General features: G+C 70.1%; 13 protein-coding genes, 1 tRNA gene and 1 other RNA gene. 5 read left to right on the top strand and 10 right to left on the bottom strand.

Annotated elements, in window-relative coordinates; all coding sequences use genetic code 11:
* The first annotated feature begins 175 nt into the window (after positions 1 to 175).
* From QQG74_RS05275 to QQG74_RS05260, 4 genes are read left to right on the top strand one after another with little or no spacing between them, the layout of a single operon-like run.
* Entirely contained in the window at positions 176 to 1732 is a 1557-nt protein-coding gene (locus tag QQG74_RS05275; protein WP_341719158.1) for an ABC transporter substrate-binding protein, read from the top strand.
* The gene (locus QQG74_RS05270) at positions 1729 to 2781 is read left to right on the top strand and encodes an ABC transporter permease (protein ID WP_341719157.1); all 1053 of its coding nucleotides are present in this window, start codon (positions 1729 to 1731) and stop codon (positions 2779 to 2781) included. The genes QQG74_RS05275 and QQG74_RS05270 overlap by 4 nt, the downstream gene beginning before the upstream one ends.
* Complete coding sequence (locus QQG74_RS05265) at positions 2778 to 4742, top strand: dipeptide/oligopeptide/nickel ABC transporter permease/ATP-binding protein (protein ID WP_341719156.1); 1965 nt, start codon at positions 2778 to 2780, stop codon at positions 4740 to 4742. The genes QQG74_RS05270 and QQG74_RS05265 overlap by 4 nt, the downstream gene beginning before the upstream one ends.
* Positions 4743 to 4745: 3 nt before the next feature.
* Positions 4746 to 5522, top strand: a complete 777-nt coding sequence (locus tag QQG74_RS05260) for an ATP-binding cassette domain-containing protein (RefSeq protein ID WP_341719155.1) — start codon at positions 4746 to 4748, stop codon at positions 5520 to 5522.
* 374 nt (positions 5523 to 5896) lie between these two features.
* On the opposite strand, the gene QQG74_RS05255 is transcribed toward QQG74_RS05260, so the two are convergent.
* Together QQG74_RS05255 and QQG74_RS05250 are read right to left on the bottom strand one after the other, a co-directional pair.
* Positions 5897 to 5969: transfer RNA gene (locus QQG74_RS05255), tRNA-Ala, on the bottom strand.
* Positions 5970 to 6062: 93 nt separating this feature from the next.
* Entirely contained in the window at positions 6063 to 6653 is a 591-nt protein-coding gene (locus tag QQG74_RS05250; RefSeq protein ID WP_341721145.1) for a YqgE/AlgH family protein, read from the bottom strand.
* Positions 6654 to 6937: 284 nt separating this feature from the next.
* On the opposite strand from QQG74_RS05250, the gene mdlC reads away from it, so the two are divergent.
* Positions 6938 to 8533, top strand: coding sequence for a benzoylformate decarboxylase (gene mdlC, locus QQG74_RS05245; RefSeq protein WP_341719154.1), 1596 nt, complete (start codon positions 6938 to 6940; stop codon positions 8531 to 8533).
* Between the two features lie 184 nt (positions 8534 to 8717).
* Here mdlC and QQG74_RS05240 read toward each other — a convergent pair whose 3' ends face one another.
* The 8 genes from QQG74_RS05240 to pruA form a co-directional block, all read right to left on the bottom strand.
* Positions 8718 to 9668, bottom strand: coding sequence for a hypothetical protein (locus QQG74_RS05240; RefSeq protein WP_341719153.1), 951 nt, complete (start codon positions 9666 to 9668; stop codon positions 8718 to 8720).
* Positions 9669 to 9890: 222 nt separating this feature from the next.
* Positions 9891 to 10266, bottom strand: a transfer-messenger RNA (tmRNA) gene (gene ssrA, locus QQG74_RS05235).
* A 129-nt stretch (positions 10267 to 10395) separates the two neighbouring features.
* Complete coding sequence (smpB, locus tag QQG74_RS05230; RefSeq protein ID WP_341719152.1) at positions 10396 to 10875, bottom strand: SsrA-binding protein SmpB; 480 nt, start codon at positions 10873 to 10875, stop codon at positions 10396 to 10398.
* A 193-nt stretch (positions 10876 to 11068) separates the two neighbouring features.
* Positions 11069 to 11944, bottom strand: coding sequence for a permease-like cell division protein FtsX (gene ftsX, locus QQG74_RS05225; protein WP_341719151.1), 876 nt, complete (start codon positions 11942 to 11944; stop codon positions 11069 to 11071).
* Positions 11945 to 12012: 68 nt separating this feature from the next.
* A complete protein-coding gene (gene ftsE, locus QQG74_RS05220; RefSeq protein WP_013731749.1) occupies positions 12013 to 12693 on the bottom strand; it encodes a cell division ATP-binding protein FtsE in 681 nt (226 codons plus the stop codon).
* Between the two features lie 118 nt (positions 12694 to 12811).
* On the bottom strand, positions 12812 to 13933 hold the full coding sequence (gene prfB, locus QQG74_RS05215) for a peptide chain release factor 2 (RefSeq protein ID WP_341719150.1): 1122 nt from the start codon (positions 13931 to 13933) through the stop codon (positions 12812 to 12814).
* 166 nt (positions 13934 to 14099) lie between these two features.
* A complete protein-coding gene (locus QQG74_RS05210) occupies positions 14100 to 14615 on the bottom strand; it encodes a PadR family transcriptional regulator (protein ID WP_341719149.1) in 516 nt (171 codons plus the stop codon).
* 211 nt (positions 14616 to 14826) lie between these two features.
* A complete protein-coding gene (pruA, locus tag QQG74_RS05205) occupies positions 14827 to 16455 on the bottom strand; it encodes an L-glutamate gamma-semialdehyde dehydrogenase (RefSeq protein WP_341719148.1) in 1629 nt (542 codons plus the stop codon).
* Positions 16456 to 16457: the final 2 nt, after the last annotated feature.

Raw genomic sequence — 16457 nt, 5'->3', positions numbered from 1 at the left:
ATCTGCCTGCTGTCGTCGTGTTGGCGACCAGGCCGGACCCTACCCGTCTTCGGAACGGACCGTCTGTCACGGCAAGTTTTCGGGAACCAGCCGCGTGATGAAGCCGACTACTGATGCGGGAACGTCCCCCGGCCATCCGCCGTGCCCTGACCTGCCAACCCCACCAGGAGAGTCCGTGCCGCGATCACGTTCCCTCGTCACCGCCCTCGCCGTGTCGGTCGCGCTCGTCAGCGCGTGTAGCTCCGACTCCGGTGATGCCGGCTCAACCACCGTCCTGCGCATCGGGATGAGCGCGGAGTCGGGTCCGCTGGACCCGCACGCGTTCACCGGCAACTTCCTGCTGCTCGACGCGATCTACGAGCCGCTGGTCAGCTACGGCGAGGACGGGCGGCTGGAGCCGGGCCTCGCCGAGTCGTGGACCGTCGCCGAGGGCGGCAAACAGGTGACCCTCGACCTGCGCGACGGCGTACGCTTCACCGACGGGACACCGCTGGACGCTGCCGCCGTCAAGTGGAACTTCGACCGGTGGGTCGGCAACAAACGCTTCTCGTTCTTCCGGGCGTCGCAGGTCATCTCCGCCGTCGAGGCCCCGGATCCAGACACTGTCCGGCTCACCCTGTCCGAGCCGTACGAACCGTTGCTGCAGGAGTTGTCGATCGTGCGCCCGGTCCGGCTACTCAGCCCGAAGTCGGCCGCCGCTGACGGGACGTTTCAGAACCCGGTCGGCACCGGCGCGTGGAAGCTGGTCTCCAACACGGCGACCGGCGCCACCCTGGAACGCAACGGCGACTACTGGGGGGAGAAACCGCGCCTGGAACGTCTCGAATTCAAGGTCATCCCGGACTCCCAGGCCCGCGTCGACGCCCTCACCAATGGCGAGATCGACCTGATCGGCGGCCCCTACCTGGCCCCGATAACCCCGGTCGAGGCGAAGTCCCTGGACGGCCGCGACGACGTCAAGCTGCTCACCGGCGCCCCGGACGTCTCGATCATGCTCGGGTTCAACCCCGACGGCCCGGCCGGCGACAAGGCCGTACGTCAGGCTGTCGGCAAAGCGATCGACACCGCCGCAATGGCGAAGGCGCTGTTCCTGGACTACGCCGAACCGGCCCGGCGAGTGTTCCCGCCGGGAGTGCCGGACTCCGGCGCCGATTTGCCGGTCGGCTTCGACAAGGCCGCCGCCGGCAGCGTGCTGGACGCGGCCGGCTACGTGCGCGACGGCGACACCCGGGTCAAGGACGGAAAGCGACTCTCGCTGCGGCTGCTGATTCCGGCGACCCCGGCGGAGGGACAACTCGACCCGCGCACCACGGCCTCGGCGATCGCCGCTGCGCTGAAGGAGGTGGGTATCGGGGTCGAGATCGTCCCGGTCGACGCCGCCGTCTACTACGACGAGCGCGCCGAGGGCAGATACGACATCACGTTCTTCGAAACCCTCGGCGCGCCGTACGACCCGTCCAGCTCGATCGTTTCCCTGTTCACCGACGAGGCGCGGGCGCCGCTGTGGGCGACGCCGGCCATCGAGGGTCTCGTCGACAAGGCGCTGTTCGCCGCCGACCCGACCGCCCGGACGGTGGCCTACCAGAATCTCTACGACGCCGTCGCCGCCGACGCCGGGTTCGTGCCGTTGGTCTACCGGCCCCGAATGTGGGCGGTCCGTGACGGGGTGAACGGCTTCGCGGTCTCGCCCAGCGACGTCGACCTCAAACTGACCGCGGTCACCGTCGGGTGAGGACACGACGGCTGCGGTCCGCCGGACGCTACCTCGCGCGGTGGCTCGTCGACACCGTCGGCGTACTCGTGGCGTTGTCCGCCGGCACCTTCGCGCTCGTGCTGCTCGCGCGCGGTGATCCGGCGGCGATGCTGGCCGCGACCCGGGCCGGCCGGCCCGCCACGCCCGAGCAGGTCGAGGCCGTCCGCGCCGAACTCGGTCTGGACGCCCCCGCCCCGCTGCGGTACCTGCGGTGGTTCGCCGACGCGGTAACCGGCGATTTCGGGGTGTCGCTGCGGACGAACACACCCATCGGCCCGGAGATCGCCGACCGGATGGGCGTGACGCTGGGGCTGGTCGCCGGCTCCGCCGTGCTGGCCCTCGTGGTCGGCGTGGCAGTCGGCGTCGCCGGGGCGGTGTTCGAACGCGGCCTGGCGCGCGGAGCCCTGCGCACCGCAGCGCTGCTGGCCACGTCGGTGCCGGCGTTCTGGCTGAGCTATCTGCTGGTGCTGGTGCTGGCGTTGCGGCTGAGACTGGTGCCGACCTCGGGGATGGCGGGGTCCACGACCTGGGTGATGCCGTTGGCGGTGCTCGGGCTGCCGGCTGCCGGTGCGCTGAGCCGGGTGGTGGCCGTGACGCTGCGCGAGGCGCTCGACCGGCCGTACGTGCTCGCCGCCCTGGCCCGTGGCAGCCGACCGACGTCGATCGTGCTCCGCGACGGCCTGCCCAACGCCGCCGGGCCGATCCTGTCCGTCGCCGGATTCACCGTCGGCACCCTGCTGGTGGGAACCATCGTCGTGGAGCAGATCTTCGGCTGGCCCGGCCTCGGCGCCTACTTCGTCAAGGCCGCCGCAGCCCGGGACGTGCCAGCGCTACAGGCCAGCGCGCTCGTCCTCGGCGGCGGATTCATCCTCGCCAACCGCCTCGCCGACGTCGCACAGGCCCTCATCGACCCCCGATCCCGCCGCGACGCCGAAACACACCACCGCCCGCCCCGCCAGCGATGGCGCCAACCGGTGCGCAGTGGCACCGGCGAGACCACGGCACGCCCTCGGACGGAGACGACATGAACGTCCGACACCGCCGCCGAGCCATCCCACCGTCCGTGCGCACCACGCTGGTCGCCCTGCCGCTGCTCGCGTTCGCGATCGTGGGGCTGCTGGCGCCGCTGCTCGCCCCGGCCGACCCGACCGCCACCGACCTGGCGGCCAGCCTGCTGCCGCCGTCGGCGGAACACCCCCTCGGCACCGACCAACTCGGCCGCGACCAGCTCAGCCGAATCCTGCACGGCGCCCAGATCTCCCTCGCGGTCACGGCAGCGGTCCTGACGATCTCGCTGACCGTCGGCGGCGTCACCGGCACCGTCGCCGGCTACCTCGGCGGCCCGGTCGACCGGATCATCTCCCGGATCATCGACATGGCCGTCTCCCTACCCGGCATGCTCGTCGCCCTGGCCGTCATCGGCGTACGCGGTCCCGGTGCGGAGAACCTCATCCTCGCGATGTCGCTGTGGGCCTGGGCCCCGTACGCCCGCATCGCCCGCGCCCGCGTCGCCGGCCTGCGCGGCAGTCCGCACCTGGACGCCCTACGGCTGCTCGGCGCCGGACCCGCCCGCATCGTCGGCCGGCACCTGCTCCCACCGGCCCTCGCCCCGTGCCTGGTCTACGCCAGCACCGACGTCGGCGCGATCGTGCTCGGCGTCGCCACGCTCAGCTTCCTCGGCCTCGGCATCCCCCCACCGCACGCCGAGTGGGGCCAGATGCTCATCGAGGGCCGCCCCCACCTCGCCTCCGCCTGGTGGCTTGCCTACCCGCCCGGCATCGCGATCACCGCCGTCGTGTTCGCCAGCAACCTCCTCGGCGAGCGTCTCGCCACAGGCGACGAACGGCCCTCGATCCTGCGCTGGGTACTCCCGACGCGTCTTCGCGCCCCGTCCGCCCGCCGGGCCACCACCGTGCCACTGGCAGCGGCCCTTCCGACCGTCGCCCCGGCCATGTCCGACGAGAACGGCACCCTGCTGCGGGTACGGGACCTCTCGGTCAGCTATCCGCACGACGGCCGGCGCCGCCAGGTCGTCGCCGACGTCGCCTACCAGGTACCCCGGGGACACGTCCTGGCCATCGTCGGCGAGACCGGCAGCGGCAAGACCACCTCCGCGATGGCGCCGTTCGGGCTACTCGACCCCAGCGCGGTCGTCACCGGGTCGGCAACCCTGGCAGCCGGCACCCAGGCACGCCAACTCGTCGACCTTCCACAGCGGGAGCGACGCCAGATCAATGGCCGCCGTGTGGGCGTAGTCTTCCAGGACAGCCTCGCCACGCTCAACCCGTTGCGGACCATCGGCGCGCACGTCGACGAGGCCGTCCGCAACACCGGACGCGGCGGCCGGCGCGCCGCCACCCGCCGGGCCACCGAAGAGCTGCTACACCTTGTCGAGCTGCCCGACCCGGCCGGTATCGCCGGCAAGTTCCCCCACCAGATCTCCGGCGGGATGCGGCAGCGGGTACAGATCGCCATCGCCCTCGCCGGCAAGCCGGAACTGCTGGTCGCCGACGAACCGACCTCCGCCCTCGACGTCACCGTCCAGGCGCAACTGCTCGACCTGCTGGCCCGGCTCCGCGACGAACTGGGCATGGCCATGATCATCGTCAGCCACGACCTGGCAGTGGTCACCCGGCTCGCGGACACGGTCGCCGTCATGTACGCCGGCCGGATCGTAGAATCCGGACCGCTCGCCACCGTGCTCGCGAACCCGGCCCACCCCTACACCCGCGGCCTGCTCGACGCCGTACCGCATCCCGGCGCGCCACCCGGCACGCGGTTCCGCACCATGCCCGGACACTCCGGCGCCGGCCCGGACGAAACCGACGGTTGCGCGTTCGCCCCCCGCTGCCCCATCGCCGTCACCGCGTGCACCCATGACCAGCCGGCGCTGCTGACGCTCGGCCCGGCACACCATGCGACCTGCCCCCAGCAGTCCGGCGAGGACACTCTGGTGGGCGGGGCTACCCTCGAGCGGGACAGGGCCTGACCGGTGCTGGACATCGCGCAGGTCACCGCCGGCTACCCCCACCACCACGACCGCGGCCGGGCGAACGTGATCGAGAACGTCACCCTGCGCGTCGAGCCGGGCGAGATCGTCGGGCTCGTCGGCGAGTCCGGCTGCGGCAAGACCACCCTCGCCCGCGTTGTCACCGGACTCCACCGGCCCAGCACCGGCGTGGTCCGATTCTCCGGCGTCGACGTCCACAGCCTGCGCGGCCGAGCACTGCGGGCACACCGGCGGCACGTCCAGATGGTGTTCCAGGACCCGTACCTCACCCTCAGCCCGCGCCAGACGGTACGACAAGCCCTCGTCGAGCCGCTGCGCATCCACCGGATCGGCGACTCTCGAGCACAGTCCACGCGGATCGACGAACTGCTCGACCTCGTCGGCCTCGACCGTCAGGTCGGCACGCGCCGGCCCCGCCAGTTGTCCGGCGGACAACAGCAGCGCGTCGCGATAGCCCGCGCCCTGGCTCTCGGACCACGACTGCTCGTCTGCGACGAACCAGTCACCGCACTCGATGTGTCAGTCCAGGCGAAGATCCTCAACCTACTACTCGATCTACGAGACCAGCTCGGCCTGGCCTGCTTGTTCATCTCCCACGACCTCGCCGTCGTCCGACAACTCGCCGACCGGATCGCGGTCATGCGCGACGGCCGAATCATCGAGCAGGGCCCGACCCTGGAGATCACCACCATCCCTTGCCACCCATACACGCAGGCCCTACTCGCAGCGACCCCCACGATCGATCTCCAAGTCCCCTGAGGCTGCGACTGGACGGACACGGCCTCAGTCCTTCCGGAGCCGCTCGACCGCGGCCCGGCGGCTGAATCCTCGCAGGCGAGCGCCGAGCGCCGTTTGGCACGGAACCCCCGTCGATCGGAAACACGAAATTGAACGTAGCGACACGGGCCGGCACCGCCGTACTACACGGTTTTGCGCCCCACATTTCGGCCAGGTATGCGTGAACAGCCGGGGCCCCGTAATAATCCCTGGTCAGAGGCGACTTCTTCGGGAGTTTCAACACTGGTCGCCGAGGCGAAGTGTGGGGCGCTGTGTGACCACGGCGGTGACCACAAGATCACAAGCAATCGACGTCAGTTGATAACTGACGTCGATTGACCTGCACAAACACAAGGTGGAGCCGAGGGGACTCGAACCCCTGACCCCCACACTGCCAGTGTGGTGCGCTACCAGCTGCGCCACGGCCCCTTGCTGTCGCACCCGGTCGCCCGGGCACTGGGAGAACTATACACACGCCCGCCGGCATGGTCATCTCGCGGGTCCCCGCCCGGCGCGGCCGGGTCAGTTCAGCGCCACGTCCGGCGGAAAGTGCGCCACCGCGGCCATCATGCCGCCCTGCCGACGCAGCACCATCGGCCACAGGTCGTCGGGCCGGTCGACGAAGGCGTCACCGGGCAGCGCGTCCAGCACGAACCAGGAGCCGTCCTCGATCTCCTGCTCCAACTGCCCCGCTCCCCAGCCCGCGTACCCGGCGAAGACCCGGATGCTCTGGACGTTCTCGCGCAGCCGGTGCGGATCGACGGACAGGTCCAGCGTGCCGACCGCGCCGGAGACCTGGTGGAAACCCTTGAGGCGGCGGACCGGCTGACGCATCCGGGCCAGGCAGATCGCCGAGTCGGGCTGCACCGGGCCGCCCTCGAAGAGCACCGCCGGGTGCCGGGCCAGATCGCCCCAGTCGCGCAGCACGTCCGCTACCGGTACCTCGGTGGCCCGGTTGAGCACCACGCCGAGCGCGCCACCCGGTTCGTGCGCGACCAACAGCACGACCGTACGGTCGAAGTTCGGGTCTTTCAGCGCCGGTGTCGCCACCAACAACTTCCCGGTCATCGACTCGGTTGCCCGCCCGCCGATCGCCTGCCCCTCTCCCTGCATCACGCGCGCCCGTCAGTCATGCACCGGAAGGCGGAACCGGCCACGCCCCGGGACGGCCCGCCGCGCCGGTGCCATCCGCGCTGTCATTGCCATGTCTGGCACCATAGCCTGCGTCCACGGCCCTGGCGATGGCCTGACCACCGGTGATCGGCAGCCGCGGCCGGAGGCGCAGGTCACCCGGCGACCAGGCGGATGCGGGCGGTGGGAGCGATTCCGCGAGCCGGGAAAGCGAGCAAAGCTGAAAAGCCCTATAGACCCGACTCGCCCGGTTAGATTCAGGGGCGATGGCAACGGTCCGCGACATTACCTACGACCTGCTCCGCTCCCTGGGCATGACCACCGTGTTCGGCAACCCCGGTTCGACCGAGGAGCCGTTCCTGCATGCGTTCCCCGACGATTTCTCGTATGTGCTCGCGCTGCACGAGGCATCGGCGGTCGGCATCGCCGACGGGTACGCCCAGGCCACCGGGCGGCCCGCACATGTCAACCTGCACACCGCGCCGGGCACCGGCAACGCCATGGGCAACATCGTCACCGCCTGGCACAACCGCACCCCGCTGATCGTCACCGCCGGCCAGCAGACCCGCGAGATGCTGCTGCTGGAACCCCGGCTCACCGCCCGCCAGCCCACCGAACTGCCCCAGCCGTACGTCAAGTGGGCGTACGAACCGGTCCGGGCGCAGGACGTCCCGGCGGCGCTGATGCGGGCGTACGCCACCGCGGTGCAACCACCGGCCGGGCCGGTCTTCCTCTCCCTGCCCCTGGACGACTGGGCGCAGCCCGCCGATCCGCCACCATCAGCCCGCACGGTGGCCACCCGGTTCGCGCCCGATCCGGAGCGGCTGCGCCAGTTCGCCGCCACGCTGGCGGCCAGCCGGGCACCGGTCCTGGTGCTCGGTGCCGCAGTGGACCGCGCCGGCGCCTGGGCGGCAGCGGTCGCCCTGGCCGAACGACTCGTCGCGCCGGTCTGGTCAGCACCCGCGCCCGAACGCACCACCTTCCCCGAGGACCATCCACACTTCCAGGGCGTACTGCCCTTCGCACGCGGCCCGCTTGCCGAACGGCTGCGGGGACACGACACGGTGCTGGTGATCGGCGCCCCGGTGTTCCGCTACTACCCGCACGTGCCGGGCGACACCCTTCCCGACGGCGCGCGGCTGCTGCACGTGACCGACGACCCCGACGAGGCGGCTCGCGCCCCGGTCGGCGACAGCCTGCTCGGTGACGCCGGACTGGCCCTCGCCGCACTGGCCGACCTGGTGCCACCGGCGGACCGGCCACCACCACCGCCCCGCCCCGGTCCGGCACCCGTGGAGGATTCCGTCCCGCTCAGCGCCGACGCGCTCTTCGCCGCGCTGGGCCGGCACTGGCCCGAGGACGGGGTGCTGGTGCAGGAGTCACCGTCAAACCTCTCCGCGCTCCGCCGTCACCTGCGATTCACCCGGCCCGGGTCGTACTTCACCATGGCCAGCGGCGGGCTCGGCTACGGCCTGCCGGCGGCCGTCGGCGTCGCACTTGCCCAACGCGACACCGGCCAGCATCGGCCGGTGGTGGCGGTGATCGGCGACGGCTCCTTCCACTACTCCGTGCAGGCCCTCTGGACCGCCGCCCAGTTGCGACTGCCGCTGCCCGTCGTGGTCCCGGTCAACCGGCAGTACGCGATCCTCAAGGCGTTCGCCGAGCTGAAGCAGACGCCCGGCGTACCCGGCCTGGACCTGCCCGGCCTCGACATCACCGCGATCGCCCGCGGCTACGGCTGCGCCGCCACCGTCGTCGACACGCCCGACCAGCTCGGCGCGGCCCTCGCCGCCGCGCTGCACGCCGACCGTCCCACCGTGCTCCCCGTCCCCATCCGCCCCGACATCCCCCCAATCCTGTGAAAGGAAGGGCCCCCTGTTAACGCCTGGTGTATAGGAAGGGCCCCTTATTAACGCCCCGCCGATCAACGCGCCCCGCCGATCAACGCGCCCCGCCGATCAACGCGCCTCGCCGATCAACGCCCCGCCGGTCAGCGCCCCGCCGACGCGGCTGCGGCATGCGCCCGCCGGCTCGGCGCGGGACGGATCAGCCGGAGGTGAGGTGTAGCGGCGCGCCGGTGAGCGCGTCGAGGACCGGGCGGGCGCCCAGCGGCGCCGACAGCGTCACCTCGACCGGCTGGAGTCTGAGCGCCTCGTCGCACACGCCGGTGGGCCGGATCACCGTGCCGCCGACGACCACCACGTGGTCATGCTCCTGCACCAGCGCGGTGACAGCCGTGTCGCAGCTGCCCACGCCGAGCCGGTAGGTCAGGTTCGTGCCATCGACGGCCTCGATGTCCTGGGCGCTGACCAGGTTGTCGGGCACGGGCCCGGACGGCGCCACCGGTGTGGGCACGTCGCCGACCGCACCCGGCGCGACCGCGACCTGGGCCACCACGGCGCCGATCTGCTCGACGGTGAAGAGCCAGGCCGGCACCTGGGCCTCGCCTCGGCTGGTGCGTACCGGCGCGGTACCCAGTTCGACCTCGGTGACGGTGAGCACGACGCACTCGCCCTGTGGCCGGCCGATCACCGGCTCGTCCGGCCCACCACCGCCCGGGGCCGCCGGCGGCGGCGTGGCGGGGACCTTCGGCCCCACCTGGCACGGGGGTGCCGGGTTGCCCTGGCTCAATTGACGGTACGCCTCGACGGCGCTGATCAGCGGCACGCGCAGCTCTCCGTCCGGGAAGCGGATCGTGCCGTCCGCCGGTCGAGCGGTGGGCAGGTCGACCTGGTCCCGGTACCAACCGGCGAGAAATGCGGTCTTGGCCGCCGGGGTGAAGTCGGCCTCGCCGATGAGCACCGTCGGCGCCTGCAACGGCAGATAGCCGCTGCTCCACTCTGGACCGGGCCGCCACGACTCGGCCACCGCGGTCGCCCGCTGGTCGAAACCCTCGCGTGCGTCGCTCGGCGCGCCGGGGGTCGGGTCCGGGGCCGCCGGGGCGCAACCAGCCACGACCATCATCAGGAACAGGCCCAGCAGGGCGGTACGGCGCATGCTGATTCTGACGGGCCGGCAGGTCATCAGGTTCCCGCCAGGCGGAAAGGGGCGTTCCGCAACGGGTTCCGGCCGGACGGGTAGGGGCGTTCCGTATCGGGTTTCGGCCGGACGGGTAGGGGCGTTCCGTATCGGGTTCCCGCCGGACGGGAAGCCGGGGCCGGGCCGGTCGCAGAGACGACTGCGCGCCCCGGTCGGGTTGACCGGGGCGCGCAGTCCAGGTGGTGGAGGTGCCGGGAATCGAACCCGGGTCCTTCGCCGCCTTGTCAGGGCTTCTCCGAGCGCAGCTCGCTGTGCCTCTACTCGGCCCCTCCGATCACGCGAGCGAGTCGGTGTGACGGGCCCAGTCGCTGATTGATCTCGCCGCACGGACCCCGCGACCGGGTCCGATTGGCCAGCCTTCTAGCTGATGCCGGCTAACTGGGTCGAAGGCGCTCCCAGGCCGACAGACTTGCTACTCGCCTCAGGCGGCGAGAGCGAAGTCAGCGCGATTGTGCTTGGCGCTTATTGGTTTCCGACGAACGATTCTCGAGACGACGTCGGCTTCCTCGGCTCGCTTCCCCTGCCGCAACGTACGAAGTCGAAACCAGTCACCCCCTCGACAGGCCGCCGGATCTCGACGGCACCGACAAGCCTAACGCCTGCCGCAACCGGATTCATCCCGAGCCTGGGCCGGTACCCGAGCCGCGACCCGACCGCCGACCAACAACCGGACAAAACGCGCGAATTACTCGCGCATACCCTTGCCGCGCCGGCCCACCACCCGGGCGATTTCCCGGTCGGCGTCCCGTTTGGCAAGATCCTGGCGCTTGTCGTACGCCTTCTTGCCCTTGGCCAGACCGAGCTCCACCTTGGCCCAGCCGTCGGAGAAGTAGACCTGCAACGGCACCAGGGTCAGCCCACCCTCCCGGGTCTTGCCGATCAGCCGATCGATCTCCAGCCGCTTGAGCAACAGCTTGCGGGTACGCCGGGGCTCATGGTTGGTCCAGGTGCCCTGGGTGTACTCCGGGATGTGCATGCCGTGCAGGTACAGCTCACCGTTGCGTTCCTGAGCGAACGCATCGACAAGCGACGCCCGTCCCGCCCGCAGCGACTTCACCTCGGTGCCGGTCAACGCCATGCCAGCCTCGTACGTGTCGAGGATGGCGTAGTCGTGACGGGCCTTCTTGTTGGAGGCGACGACCTTGCGCCCCTTTTCCCGTGGCATCGCCGCGCCACCCCCTTCCGTCAATGCTCCGCACCGGCAGCCACCGGCCGGAACGTGAGCGCCCTCGACCGGCGGTGACCGGCCGAAGAGCGGAGATCATGCTACCCGAACGACAAGGGCCCTTCCGCGCCGATTATTCCGGCGTGGAAGGGCCCTGCCGCAGCGCAAGCGACGACTCAGCCGGGTACCGAAGCTAGACCCGCAGGTAGAAACGGAGCGTGACCCAGGCGGTGACCGCGCTGATCAGACCACCGACGCCGGCCATCACCGGGAAGGTCAGGAACACCTCGCCCCAGCTCACCGGGGCGAACAGCCCCTGTAGCGCACTGAGCGCGTCGTCGAAGAGGAACTTCTTCAGCGCGACCAGGGCACCGAGGCCGAGTACCGAACCGATCAGGCCGGCGACCACCGCTTCCAGCACGAACGGTGCCTGGATGAACCAGTTCGACGCACCGACCAGTTTCATGACCGCGACCTCACGCCGCTTGCTGTACGCGGCGACCTGGATCGTGTTGGCGACCAGCAGCAGTGCGGCGATGGCCATCGCGACCGCAGCGGCAAGCGCGACGTTCTGGCCGGCGGTGAAGAGGTTGAAGATCTTGTCGAGTACCTGACTCTGGTCGACCACCTGGTCGACCCCCGCGACCGAGGCGTACTGGTCGGAGATGACCTTGTACTCCTCCGGGTTCACCAGCTTGAGCCGGTACGACTCGGGCAGCTGGTCGGCCTTGACCGCGCTCAGCAGGTCCGGCGAGTCCCGGAACATCTCCTGGAAGCGCTGGAACGCCTCCTCCTTGTTGACGTAGGTGACCTCCGAGACGAGCGGGTCGGCCTCCAGCCGGTTGGCGAGGTCGGTGCGCTGCTCTTCGGTGACGTCGGTGGTCAGGAAGACCGATACCTCGATGTTCTCGAAGTACAGCTCCTTCATGTCGGCGACCTTGGTGTAGATCAGGCCGCTGGCACCGAGCATGGTCAGCGAGACGCCCATCGTGATGATCATCGCGATGGTCATGGTCACGTTGCGCCACAGTCCGACCAGTACCTCGGACAGGACGTATTTCATCCGCATCGGGATTTTCCTCCGGCTCTCCGGCGTGAGGTGTTGTCGTCAGATCGGGGTGGGGTGGTCCGCCCTCGTCACCCGTAGACGCCGCGGGCCTGGTCGCGAACGATGCGGCCGCTCTCGATCTCGATGACCCGGCGCCGCATCTGGTTCACGATGTTGGAGTCGTGCGTGACCATCACGACGGTCGTGCCGGTGCGGTTGATCCGGTCCAGCAGGCGCATGATCTCGATGGAGGTGTCCGGGTCCAGGTTTCCGGTCGGCTCGTCGGCCAGCAGGATCAGCGGACGGTTCACGAACGCCCGGGCCACCGCCACTCGCTGCTGCTCACCACCGGAGAGCTCGTGCGGGTAGCGATGCTCCTTGCCACCGAGACCGACCAGCTCCAGCACCTCCGGTACGACCCGGCGGGCCACCGCCTTGGTCTTGCCGATCACCTCGAGAGCGAAGGCGACGTTCTCGTAGGCGGTGCGGTTGGGCAGCAGCCGGAAGTCCTGGAAGACGCAGCCGATCGACCGGCGGAAGTGCGGGCGCTTCCAGGATCGCATCGAGGTCACGTCCTTGCCGTTCACGACGACCCGACCCTTGTTCGGGGTCACCTCGTGCAACAGCATCTTGATGATCGTGGACTTGCCGGAGCCGGATGGACCGATGAAGAAGACGAACTCGCCCTTGTCGATCGACACGGACACGTTGTCGAGCGAAGGCCGCGACGCCTTCGGGTACGTCTTCGTCACTTGCTCAAGCTGAATCACGGGTGGAGAGTCTACGCCGTGTAACTGCCGTGCCAAGTCCTACGCCCCGCCGATGCGGGCCAAGTCATCGAATCAGCACGTCACGTAGAGATCGATGACGCACTCCGCCCACGATCGGTCACGCACGGTCGCCAGCGAGTTGCTGCTGCTTACGCCAGCGGATGCCCGCCTCGATGAAAGCGTCCAGGTCACCGTCGAAGACCGAGGTCGGATTACCAGTCTCCTGCTCCGTACGCAAATCCTTCACCATCTGATAAGGATGGAGGACGTACGACCGCATCTGGTCGCCCCACGAGCCTGCCGCGTCGGTCTTGAGGCCCTGAAGCTTGGCCTGTTCCTCCTGGCGCTTGCGCTCCAGCAGCCGGGCCTGGAGCACGCGCAGCGCGGAGGCCTTGTTCTGGAGCTGCGACTTCTCGTTCTGGCAGGTCACCACGATGCCGGTCGGAATGTGCGTGATCCGCACCGCCGAGTCGGTGGTGTTGACGCTCTGCCCGCCCGGCCCCGAGGAGCGGTAGACGTCCACCCGCATCTCGTTCTCGGGGATGTCGATGTGATCGGTCTGCTCCACCACCGGCAGCACCTCGACGCCGGCGAAGCTCGTCTGCCGCCGTCCCTGGTTGTCGAAGGGGCTGATCCGGACCAGCCGGTGGGTGCCGGACTCCACGCTCAGCGTGCCGTAGGCGTACGGGACCTTGACCGTGAAGGTGGCCGACTTCAGGCCCGCCTCCTCGGCGTACGAGGTCTCGTAGACCTCGGTCGGGTAGCCGTGCCGCTCGGCCCAGCGCAGGTACATCCGCAGCAGCATCTCCGCGAAGTCGGCCGCGTCCACACCACCCGCGCCGGCCCGGATGGCCACCAGCGCCTCCCGGGAGTCGTACTCGCCGGAGAGCAGGGTGCGGACCTCCATCTCCTGGATGGCCTTGGTCAGCCCGGTGATCTCCGACTCGACCTCGGTGAGCACCCCGGAATCGGCCTCCGCCTCGGCCAGTTCCAGCAGCACATGCGCGTCATCGAGCCGCGAGCGCAGGCTGCCGAGCTTGTCGATCTCGCCATTGACGTACGACAGCTGCGAGGTGACCTGCTGGGCGCGGGCCTGGTCGTCCCAGAGATCCGGGGCGGACGCCTCCTGCTCCAGCCGGGCCTTCTCCTCGCGCAGGCGGTCAACATCGAGCACCGCCTCGATGTTGCGCAGGGTGGCGTCGAGTTCTTTGAGCTGTTCGGCGTAGTCGGCAGCGGTCACGACAGACAAGCGTACTGCTCGGATGCGCAGTGGGCTTGCCAGCCCCGCGTTCGGCGGCGAAAACGCCAGGGATCGGCCGCCTCAGCCCGGTACGGGCGACGGCGGAAACCGACATGGCGGGGCCGCGCGGGCACGGGTCCGCGCGACGGAGAAGCACCGGCGGCGGTCAGCCGACCGGGGCGCTCTTCAGCCAGGACAGGGCGGCCTTGTGGTACGCCACGGCGAACTCCAGCGCGCTCGCGTCGTACGTGTCGCCTTCCTTCTTGGCGTTCTTGACCTGCTCACGGACCCGGGCCAGGGCTTCGGTGTGGTACTCGTTGGCTGCGGCCTGAAGGTTCTTCAGCTGGTTCGGGGAGTGCAGCTGCCCGAAGGCGAAGCGCAGGGCGATCGGGTTGCGGATGGTGTCGCGCCCCGGGTCCTCGGCCAGCCAGCGGGAGAATGTCCGTTTCCCGGCGGCCGTGATCGCGTACGGCTGACTCATCCGCGGCCCGGGCTTACCCAGCCGGACGAAACCACGCTCGGCAAGCACCGGCAACTCCCGGTAGACCTGACTGCGGGTCATCGACCAGTACGGCGCCAGTCGGCGCTCGGCGGCGGCCATCAACTGGCCACCTGTCATGGGGCCCTCGTGCAGCAGCCCGAGCAGGGCCGCCGCGGTGGGGTTGACTCCGGATTCCGCCATGCCCCTCACGCTGCCACTTTGCTGGGCTGGCGTCCAGGATTTCACGGTTTCGCCACCCATTGGGGTTTCCTATGTGCACTGTCGGCGCGCGACGGTCGGCCTCCGCGCCCGCGCCCACCGAACCACCGCGCCGGCTCCCCGGCGGGTGCGCGTTGTTAACAAGGGGCCCTTCCTATACACGAGGCGTTAACAAGGGCCCCCTCCTTACTTCTCACCCCATGTGGGGGTAGGTGTGGTCGGTGGGCGGGACGAAGGTTTCCTTGATCGTCCGTGGCGACATCCAGCGGACCAGGTTGTGCCAGGAGCCCGCCTTGTCGTTGGTGCCGCTGGCCCGGGCACCGCCGAACGGCTGCTGACCGACCACCGCCCCGGTGGGCTTGTCGTTGATGTAGAAGTTTCCGGCGGCGTACCGCATCTGCTCGGCCACCGCGTCGACCACCCGGCGGTCGGTGGCGAAGATCGAGCCGGTCAGCGCGTACGGAGCGATCGACTCGGCCTGGGCGACCACCTCGTCGAAGCGGGCGTCGTCGAAGACGTATACGCCGAGGATCGGACCGAAGTACTCGGTGGTGAAGGTCTCGTGCGCCGGGTCGCCGCACTCGAAGATCGTCGGCCGGACGAACCAGCCGACCGAGTCGTCGGCGGTGCCGCCGGCGATGATCCGGCAGCTGTCGTCGGCGGAGATCAGCTCCAGCGCCGCGGTGTGCCGGGAGAACGCCTTGTCGTCGATGACCGCGCCGCCGAAGTTACGGAAGTCGGTGACGTCGCCGTAGGTCAGCCCGTCGGCGGTGGCGGCCAGCCGGTCGCGCAGGCCGCCGTCCCAGATCGACCGCGGAACGTACGCCCGGGACGCCGCCGAGCACTTCTGGCCCTGGTATTCGAAGGCACCCCGGATCAGGGCGGTGTGCAGGGCGTCGACATCGGCGCTGGCGTGGGCGACCACGAAGTCCTTGCCGCCGGTCTCGCCGACCAGCCGGGGGTAGCCCCGGTAGCTGGCGATGTTCTCCCCCACCGTGCGCCACAGGTGCTGGAAGACCTTGGTGGAGCCGGTGAAGTGGATGCCGGCCAGGTCGGGGTCGGCCAGTACCACGTCGGAGACCTGCTCACCCCGACCGGTGACCATGTTGATCACGCCGGGCGGCAGGCCGGCCGCCTCGAACAGCCGCATGGTGAAGTGCGCCGCGAACTGCTGGGTCGGGCCCGGCTTCCAGACCACGGTGTTGCCCAGCAGCGCCGGGGCCGAGGGCAGGTTGCCGGCGATCGCGGTGAAGTTGAACGGGGTGATCGCGTAGACGAAGCCCTCCAGTGGCCGGTGGTCGAACCGGTTCCACACCCCGGGCGACGACATCGGCTGCTCGGCGAGGAGCTTGCGGGCGAAGTACACGTTGAACCGGAGGAAGTCGATGAACTCGCAGGCGGAGTCGATCTCGGCCTGCACGGCGGTCTTCGACTGGCCGAGCATGGTGGCCGCGTTGAGGGTGTCCCGCCAGGGGCCGGCGAGCAGCTCGGCGGCGCGCAGGAAGATCGCCGCCCGCTCCTCGAAGGGCAGGGCCCGCCAGCCCGGCGCGGCGTCCTTGGCGGCCTTGACCGCAGCGCGTGCGTCGTCGTGGGTGGCGTGCCCGGTGACCCCGAGCACGTGCGCGTGCCGGTGCGGCTGCACCACCCGAATCGGCTCGCCGCCGGCCATCCGCTGCTCGCCCGCGATGGTCATCGGCAGGTCGATCCGCTCGGCCGCCAACTCGGCGAGCCGCCGCTGAAGCCGTTCGGCGTCGGCGCTGCCCGGCTCGTAGGCGCGTACCGGCTCGTTACGCGGATCGGGTACGGAGAACACGGCGTCCATCA

This window comes from Micromonospora sp. FIMYZ51 (assembly GCF_038246755.1).
In the GTDB taxonomy this organism is placed as follows: Bacteria; Actinomycetota; Actinomycetes; order Mycobacteriales; family Micromonosporaceae; genus Micromonospora.
This window is presented reverse-complemented; position numbering and strand designations above follow the sequence as displayed.